The 8,415-nt window shown below is 45.0% G+C and carries 6 protein-coding genes; all 6 read right to left on the bottom strand.

Annotation, left to right across the window (positions count from 1 at the left end):
- Positions 1–129 precede the first annotated feature (129 nt).
- Positions 130–909, bottom strand: coding sequence for an acyl-ACP--UDP-N-acetylglucosamine O-acyltransferase (gene lpxA, locus L0J61_RS06900; RefSeq protein ID WP_301465595.1), 780 nt, complete (start codon positions 907–909; stop codon positions 130–132).
- Positions 910–1,059: 150 nt separating this feature from the next.
- Positions 1,060–1,569, bottom strand: coding sequence for a 3-hydroxyacyl-ACP dehydratase FabZ (gene fabZ / locus L0J61_RS06895; RefSeq protein WP_301465594.1), 510 nt, complete (start codon positions 1,567–1,569; stop codon positions 1,060–1,062).
- Between the two features lie 60 nt (positions 1,570–1,629).
- On the bottom strand, positions 1,630–2,646 hold the full coding sequence (lpxD, locus tag L0J61_RS06890) for a UDP-3-O-(3-hydroxymyristoyl)glucosamine N-acyltransferase (RefSeq protein ID WP_301465593.1): 1,017 nt from the start codon (positions 2,644–2,646) through the stop codon (positions 1,630–1,632).
- 162 nt (positions 2,647–2,808) lie between these two features.
- Positions 2,809–5,202: an outer membrane protein assembly factor BamA gene (gene bamA / locus L0J61_RS06885; RefSeq protein ID WP_301465592.1), complete on the bottom strand. Its 2,394-nt coding sequence runs from the start codon at positions 5,200–5,202 to the stop codon at positions 2,809–2,811.
- A 270-nt stretch (positions 5,203–5,472) separates the two neighbouring features.
- A complete protein-coding gene (gene rseP, locus L0J61_RS06880) occupies positions 5,473–6,894 on the bottom strand; it encodes an RIP metalloprotease RseP (protein WP_301465591.1) in 1,422 nt (473 codons plus the stop codon).
- A gap of 88 nt (positions 6,895–6,982) precedes the next feature.
- Positions 6,983–8,191, bottom strand: a complete 1,209-nt coding sequence (gene ispC / locus L0J61_RS06875; RefSeq protein WP_301465590.1) for a 1-deoxy-D-xylulose-5-phosphate reductoisomerase — start codon at positions 8,189–8,191, stop codon at positions 6,983–6,985.
- Positions 8,192–8,415 lie beyond the last annotated feature (224 nt).

Raw genomic sequence — 8,415 nt, 5'->3', positions numbered from 1 at the left:
GCAGGCGTTCTATAATATTAATTAGCGTTGCACTTGGTGTGTTAATCTAAGATTTATAAAGAATTAGACCGTTATATCTTAAATAACGTACCTCATCCGAAACCAGCTAGCCAAATACGTAGCCATCTTTTAGCGCACCACACCGCGACTACTCTTCTCTAGCGAATCAATGAGCAATTGTATTTTTGGTTCTTCGGATAGCATCTCATTACGTAAGACTTCGATTGCCTGCACAGAAGTCAGTCTTGATCTGAAGATAGTACGGTATGCTTGACGCAATACGTTGATGGTTTCTTTTGACCAACCTTTGCGGCGCATTCCTTCAACATTTAGTCCGTGCGTCTTAGCAGGGTTACCCGAGACCATAGTAAAGGCAGCCACATCTTTTAGTATCAAACTTGCGCCGCCAATCAAACTATAGTCATCCACGGTACAGAACTGATGAATGCCAGAGTTTCCACCAATGATCGTATGATCGCCAATGTTTACATGGCCTGCGACGCCGACATTGTTGGCTATGACGTTATGATTGCCAATCACACAATCATGAGCGACATGCGTATTGACCATCAGCAGATTGTGACTACCAATCTTGGTAAGCTCATCATCTTGTGTGGTACCTCGGTGTAGGCTACACGCTTCGCGAATCGTATTATGATCACCGATTTCGAGCCAAGTCGGTTCGCCTGCATACTTCAAATCCTGCGGATCTTCACCAATGCTTGCAAACTGATAGAACTCATTATGCTCACCGATGCGAGTAAACCTTGTCACGACCACATGACGATGTAGCACGGTATGTGCACCAATAGTTACCTCTTCACCAACGATACAATACGGACCAATGATTGCAGTCTCATCAATCTTAGCAGATGGTGAGATGAGTGCTGTTGGGTGAATCTGACTCATAGTGTGTGCCTTTGTATCATCTGATGCGAATAAATGGTAAAACAAACACAGCAAGTCGCGACCTATCAAACAAACCAAAAATCACTATTACTGCAAAACACGAATACTAGCTATACCGCTTGTTGCCAATGTAACATATTTATTTAAATACTATTGCGCCTGACGGGCAATCATCACTTGGGCACTGGCGGCCAATTCATCTTCGACATGTACCGTACAATCAAACTTATAAATGCCACGCTTTTGCATCACTGTCTTAGCACGAATGATCAACTGATCACCAGGTATCACACGGCGTTTAAATCGCACCTTATCTACCCCGGCAAACAAATAAAGGTAACCATCTTCTGCTGTAAGACCAGCACTAATAAAACCTAATATGCCTGATACTTGAGCCATTGCTTCTACCATTAAGACCCCTGGCATTATGGGCTCGTCAGGGAAATGACCATTAAAAAACTCTTCATTAATGGTCACGTTTTTTACACCAGTGATGTTCTCACCGGGCGTACAGTCGATGACCTTGTCTACCAACATAAAAGGGTAACGATGTGGTAAGTAGTGTTTTATGGTGTGATACGTGAGCGGTAACGTAAGGCCTTGCTCAGCCAGACTTTTGATACTGTCATCACTCAAAACATCTTTATTTTTGCTGCTCATAATGCCGCTTCCTTGCTATATTTCAAATATTTATACTGGATTGATTAGGATAAATTGGCGCTAGCTACGGCCAAGCTGACGAAACCTTACTGCTGCTCGTCGCCAATCATCTGTCGGCATTGCAGCTGTTCCGGAAGAATATGGCCCTGCTTTTTTGATAGATTTGGTCACCATTGTCATTCCAGATAAGGTAACATCATCGGCAATCTCGATATGACCGGTAATACCCACAGCACCGCCGATAATACAGCGCTTACCTATACGGGTGCTACCAGCAATACCTGTTTGAGCGGCAATGGCAGTACCATCACCGATGTGTACGTTATGGGCTACCTGCACTAGATTATCGATAATAACATGATCACCTATCACCGTATCATCAATAGCACCGCGATCAATACAAGTTTGACTGCCAATACGAACGTGATCACCAACAATCACACGACCCAGTTGGGCAATGCGTTCCCAACCCTGCACGCTAGGATCTCTGGTAGGCGCAAAACCAAAACCTTCTGACCCTACACTCGCGCCTGCATGCAACCTGACATGATTACCGATGATACAATTGTGACCGATAACCACCTGCGACTTGATGACACCATCACTACCAACAGTGGTGTTCGCATCGACCACGACATGTGCGTCAAGCGTGGTACGCGGACCAATCTCTACATTATCACCGATTACGCAAAAAGGGCCTATACTTACTTGCTCGCCAATGACAGCGCTATCAGCGATTACAGCGCTAGGGTGCACCCCACCAAATAACGAACGTCTGGCAAACAACTGGCTGGCACAAGCATAAGCCAGATATGGGCTGGCAACGATTAATGGGATAGCGGTTGCTGGCACGTGATCGCAATGCGCTTCTGTAACAAATACAACCCCTGCTTGGCTCTGCGTAAGACTGGAGATGTACCGAGGATTCGCTAAAAAGCCAAGCTGCTTGCTATTGGCAGTCATTAAACTACCAACACCTTCAATTTGTTGCCGCAATTGCTGGGCACTTACGTCAGCCTTATTACTGATGGGCTGGCGTTGTTCAATCCGAGTAATCAGCTGTTCAATCGTTATCATAGTCGCTGTTATCATTAATACTTATGAATGAGACGGCCGTCAAGCCAGAAGTTTCTCTTGACGAGCCATTAAGCCGTGTAACCATCTTTTGGTCTGCTTAACGCTATTTTACTCAGGCTAATAAGCAAAAACCATCAAATAGGCATATATATTACTGCCAACTTAGAACGTGTTACCGATCTGGAACTGTACATTTTCCGTCTCATCGCCCTCTTTGTCACCAAAAGGTACCGCATAACTGAGTGAGATTGGACCGATTGGCGTGTACCAAGTTACCCCTGCACCCGCGCTATAGCGTAAGCTGCTGTCTTGCGTAATTAAAGGTTCGCCAGTGTCTCTAAAAGTCTCGTCCTCTTTGCCAGTCGTGTCAAATACTTGACCACCTTCAGCGAACAGTACTGGACGCACTTGATCCGCCCAATCACCCTTGAACGGCATTGGTAAAATCAGCTCTGCGCCGAAAGTAGCTAGAGCATTACCACCGATTTCCTCACCGGCACTGCTGATTTCGTCGTCCATAGCATAATAATAGTTCTCTGATCTAGGACCGAGCGTTGATGCTTCATAACCACGTACCGATCCATAACCGCCTGCATAGAAGTTTTCGAAAAACGGTAAGTCATTACCATAGCCAAGCTTGGTATAGCCTCGAGCGACCCAATCTTTATAGACAGGATAATACACGTTACCGCTATAAACGAGTTTTTGATAACTGGCATCACCCACGCCAATCGTTGCATCAATTGAGTGGCTCATGCCTTCAGTTGGAAAGACAGGACGATCTAGCGTGCTGTAATCCCAACCAAATAATAAATTATACGTAGTGTAGTCATTTTTAAAGGTAGCACTTTGGCCGTCATCACCATAGTTTGTCTGTGTGCCACCCTCGTCTAGCAGCTCTTGGACGTTGGACACACCCAAGAATCTACCGCCGCGTACTGTCGTATTATCAACATTCAAACCAGCACTGACACGTTTCGTTTCATCCACGGGATAACTATAATTAAGCGTCGCACCAAGAGAATCTGTCACATAATTACTGACATTATCATCATCGTACTTAGTTTCACGATAATAAGCACTTAGACCTTGTGAGACCCCGTTTTCAGTAAAGTACGGGTCTGTATAACCCAAGCTGTAAGAATCGCGTGTTTCCGAACGTGATAGCGCAGCTTGGACTCGGTTACCAGTGCCCATAAAGTTGTTTTGCGTCAAGTCCAGCTGGAATGTAACACCACCACTTTGAGAGTAGCCCGCTGCAATCGTCGAGCTACCAGACGGTTGCTCTTCTACGGTGTAGTCAACATCTACCTGGTCTGGCTGGTTCGGTACGGATCTAACATTCACATTCACCGCACTAAAGAAACCTGTACGCATCAGACGCGTCCGTGATAACTGAATCTTTTCACTCGATGCCAAAGCCCCTTCTAACTGACGCATTTCACGACGTAAAACTTCATCTTTGGTTTTAATGTTACCAGTGAAGTTGATACGGCGAACGTAGATAGGACGTGCTGGGTCAATGAAATAATCCACTTCCACTACTTTTGTGTCGTCATCGATACGTGGCACAGGTCGAATCTCTGCCAGATAATAGCCATCATTGCCATAACGTCTCTTAAGCTCGGCAGTGGTTTCATCTAACTTGGCTTGTGAGTACGTTTCGTCAGGCGCAAAGGTGACCAGCTCATTGAGCTCATTTGTATCGAAAGTTGGCTTACCTAAGAAGTTGACACCTCCGAACTGGTATTGCTCACCTTCGCTCACACTGACTTCGATAAATATACTGTTTTTATCTTCACTGATATTGAGCACTGCGTTATCTACCGCAAAACGTACATAGCCATCGTTTTGGTACATGGCGCTCAGGTTTTCTAAACTGGCCGCCAGCTTTTCTTTAGCATAGCGGTCAGATTTAGACAGCAAGCGAGTCCAAGAAGACTCTTTTACCGCAAAGGCATCTTTAATCTCTTCATCGCTGAAATGACTATTGCCGATGATATTGATATCGACAACCTTGGCTGGGTCACCTTCAATGAAGCTCACATCAAGCTTAACACGATTACCATCTAGTAAGGTCTGCTCAACTTCAATATTACTATTATAGTAACCTTGGCTAATATACTGCTGCTGTAGCTCATTCGCCACGCCTTGCAGGGTTGACTGTTTCAGCACATCACCTGCAGACAATCCAGCATTGCTAAGACCTTCTTCTAAACCTTCTTCTGGAATCAGTTTGTTGCCTTCAAAAGTCACTTCAGAGATGGTTGGACGCTCAATGACGTCAAATCTTAATTGACCACCTTCGACACGGGTCTGAATGTCGGCAAAGTTACCAGTCGCATATAGCGATTTGATACTAGCAGCCAAGGTACTATCATCAACCGTATCCCCTACCGTCACAGGTAGAACCGGATAGAGGCTATCGGGGGTTAGACGTTGTAAGCCATTGAAACCGATGTCAGTGACTACAAATTCTGCAGCCTGCACCGGCATACTCATCATCGCTACAACTAACGGCAACCCTGCCGCGCTCATAAATAAAGGCGTACGCATAAACACTATCCGTCAATAAAAAATTACTTAAATTAAGTTAAAAATACTTGTCGTTCCACCCGCTCACGCAAGAACACGCACCTAGACGCGCTAAACGTTGGAAACTCCGAGCACTCTATATAAAACGCATTATAAGATAAACTAAAAGTTACAATTAGTACAGTGACGACGACACAGTCGTCTCCCGTCTGTCTGATGAATAATCGCAAGAGAACAGACGTTAAACCTTTAGTATATCTTGTCTTATCCTATTATCTCTTGACTCATTTATCAAAAAAGCCGACTAATATCATTACCAATCGCTAACACCATGAAACCTACTAGCAAGAGTAAACCAATATTAAGCCCAACCATTTGCACGCCTTCTGAAAGGGGTTTGCCACGTATCAGCTCAATAAAATGATACACGATATGACCACCATCTAAGACGGGAATAGGCAAAAGATTTAGTACAGCCAGACTCAAGCTAATCAAGGCAGCGGTCGACAACACCATCTGCCAACTAATATCAAAACTCTGTTTGGCGACTTTGGCGATGGTAATCGGACCTGATAAATTGTCGAGACCAATCATACCAGACAGCATTTTACCCATCGAGCTGAGGGTCATGACTGCCAGCTGCTCTGTCTTTTCAAATGACTTGACCAGTGATTCGCCAGCACCATAAACCACAGTGGTTTTGTACGCGTCAGGAATGACAATATCAGACTCCGCCACCCTAGCGCCTATTTGCCCAAAATCGTTACCTAAGTTGTCTTTTTTGCCCTGCGGCATAATCTGTAGTTGAATAGGTTTCTCATCACGCAGCACAGTAAATGGCAGCAGCGTCTCAGGGTTGTCACGAATGATACGGGTAGCACTGATCCAATCCGTGATTTCTTCACCATTAATCGCTGTAATACGATCACCAACCTCAAGGCCCTGACGAATGGCAGCACCATCTGGTGTTAATTCGCCGATCACTGGGACAATATCTGGCTGCCATGGCAACATACCAAAGCTCGTGAGCGCATCTTGACCTTTTGCTTCACCCTGCATGAAGGCAGTAACAGGTACTTGATAGGTCTGCACTGCATTGCTTGTTTCAACATTAGTGGCGTCAATGTTAGCCGTGGCAATATTAGGCGTGGCAGCATCTGACTGCAAAGTAATACTGACGTTACCAGTTTCACCCATACGCCCAGCGAGACGGTAATTGATACCTTCCCAGGATTGCACGTCATGGCTATCGATCGCCACGATAGTTTCTCCCACTGGTAATTGCGCTGTCGCCGCCGGTGTTTCTGGCAATACCTGACCAATTTTGGTTGCTAACTGCTCCGATGGAGTCATGAATAACACCCAAAACAAAGCAATGGCTATCACAAAATTCATGATAGGACCGGCTGCAGATATCGCAATCTTCTTCAATGGATGTTGATGATTAAACGCCAAATGCTGCTCTTCTTTTGCTACTTCACCTTCACGTGCATCGAGCATTTTGACATAGCCACCAAGTGGTAACGCTGAAATGCGATAATCAATACCGCTTTTTTTACTTGTCCAGCCAAATAGCTTGGGACCAAAACCAATCGAGTATGTCAAAACTTTGACACCGCAGAGCCGAGCTACAATATAATGCCCCCACTCGTGCAGGGCGATAAGCGGTCCTAAAACAAAAATTGCCGCAAGGAGAGTTAACAAAAACGTCATGATTTTCTTCTCAGTAATATTGCTTAGGAGATCTCTTTAATTTAGTGAGTAACGATCTAACAAGCTAAGAATAAAGACGCATGCTGATTCACGCTAACTCTAATACAAGCTTATCAGTATAACCACGAGCAATTGTATCAATCGCCAAAATATCTTCTATATCAGCAGTCGCATTGAGAGATGGTGCTTGAATCTCATTTAATGCTTGTTCGTTAATGCGTGCGATATCAGTTAGACGTATTTGGTTCTTCAAAAATGCGGCGACCGCAACTTCATTAGCAGCATTCAGTACGATGGTCGCATGTGTTCCCGCTTGCATTGCCTGACGAGCAAGACGCAAACAAGCAAATTTCTGCAGATCAGGCTCGATAAACTCAAGCCCACTTAATGCGTATAAGTCCAACGGCTGCGCACCACTGTCTATGCGGTTGGGATAGCTTAGGGCATGGGCAATTGGCGTCTTCATGTCTGGACTACCGAGCTGCGCTAAAAAACTACCGTCGCTATATTCTACCATTGAGTGAATGATACTTTGCGGATGGATAACCACGTTTATCTTATTTTCAGACAAATCAAATAAATGGCAAGCCTCTATCAACTCAAGCCCTTTATTCATCATCGTTGCAGAATCGACTGATATCTTTTGACCCATAGACCAGTTGGGATGTTTGACTGCCTCGGCCACACTCGCCTGCTGCATTTTTTCAAACGAGTGTTGTAAAAAAGGCCCACCAGAAGCAGTCAACCACAGCTTACGTACACCATATTCTGATCGGTGGATCTGGGTGTTGTCTTGTTGAATTTCTAAAGGCAAACATTGGAAGATGGCATTATGCTCAGAATCGAGGGGTAACAATGTGGCGTTGTGCGTTTTGACGGCATCAATCATCACCTGCCCGGCCATCACTAAAGCCTCTTTGTTGGCTAGTAAGATACGCTTGCCGGCTCGAGCAGCGGCCAAGGTAGATGGTAACCCGGCCGCGCCTACGATAGCAGCAACAACTGTGTCAGTTTGCGTGTCAGTGGCAATGTCTATCAAACCCGCCTCGCCAGCGACCACCTCAATATCCAATCCAGCAGTGCTTAGCCGCTGAGCAAATTCGTCAACTGCTGCCATCGGTACACTGACGCGTTTTGGCAGAAATTGCTGGCAAAGTGTAAAAAGTTTATCTAAACGATGATATCCCGACAGCGCATAAACTTCGTAATGCTGCGGCTGCGCTGCTAAGATTGCTAATGTGCTGTCGCCAATCGAGCCTGTTGCGCCTAGTACGGCAATGCGTTGCGTCATAACCATCGTTGCCTATGAATAATACTACAAAAAATAAATTGAGAAAAATTGCGATCAGTAGTACGACTATTTTGGCAAACCTTGAGTCAGAAAAGCCAAAGTCACTTGACTTTATTGTCTACCAAAACAGCTGTAACCATCTAAACTGAGTCGTTTATACGGCCATAAAACCTAGGGTAACCCTCCCAAACTTAAGACACCTAATAAATAGAATTAAGCTGCCTGATTGA

The organism is Psychrobacter sp. (assembly GCF_030457785.1).
Lineage (GTDB): Bacteria > Pseudomonadota > Gammaproteobacteria > Pseudomonadales > Moraxellaceae > Psychrobacter.
Note: the sequence above shows the minus strand (reverse complement) of the source record. Positions and strands in the feature narration are given on the sequence as shown.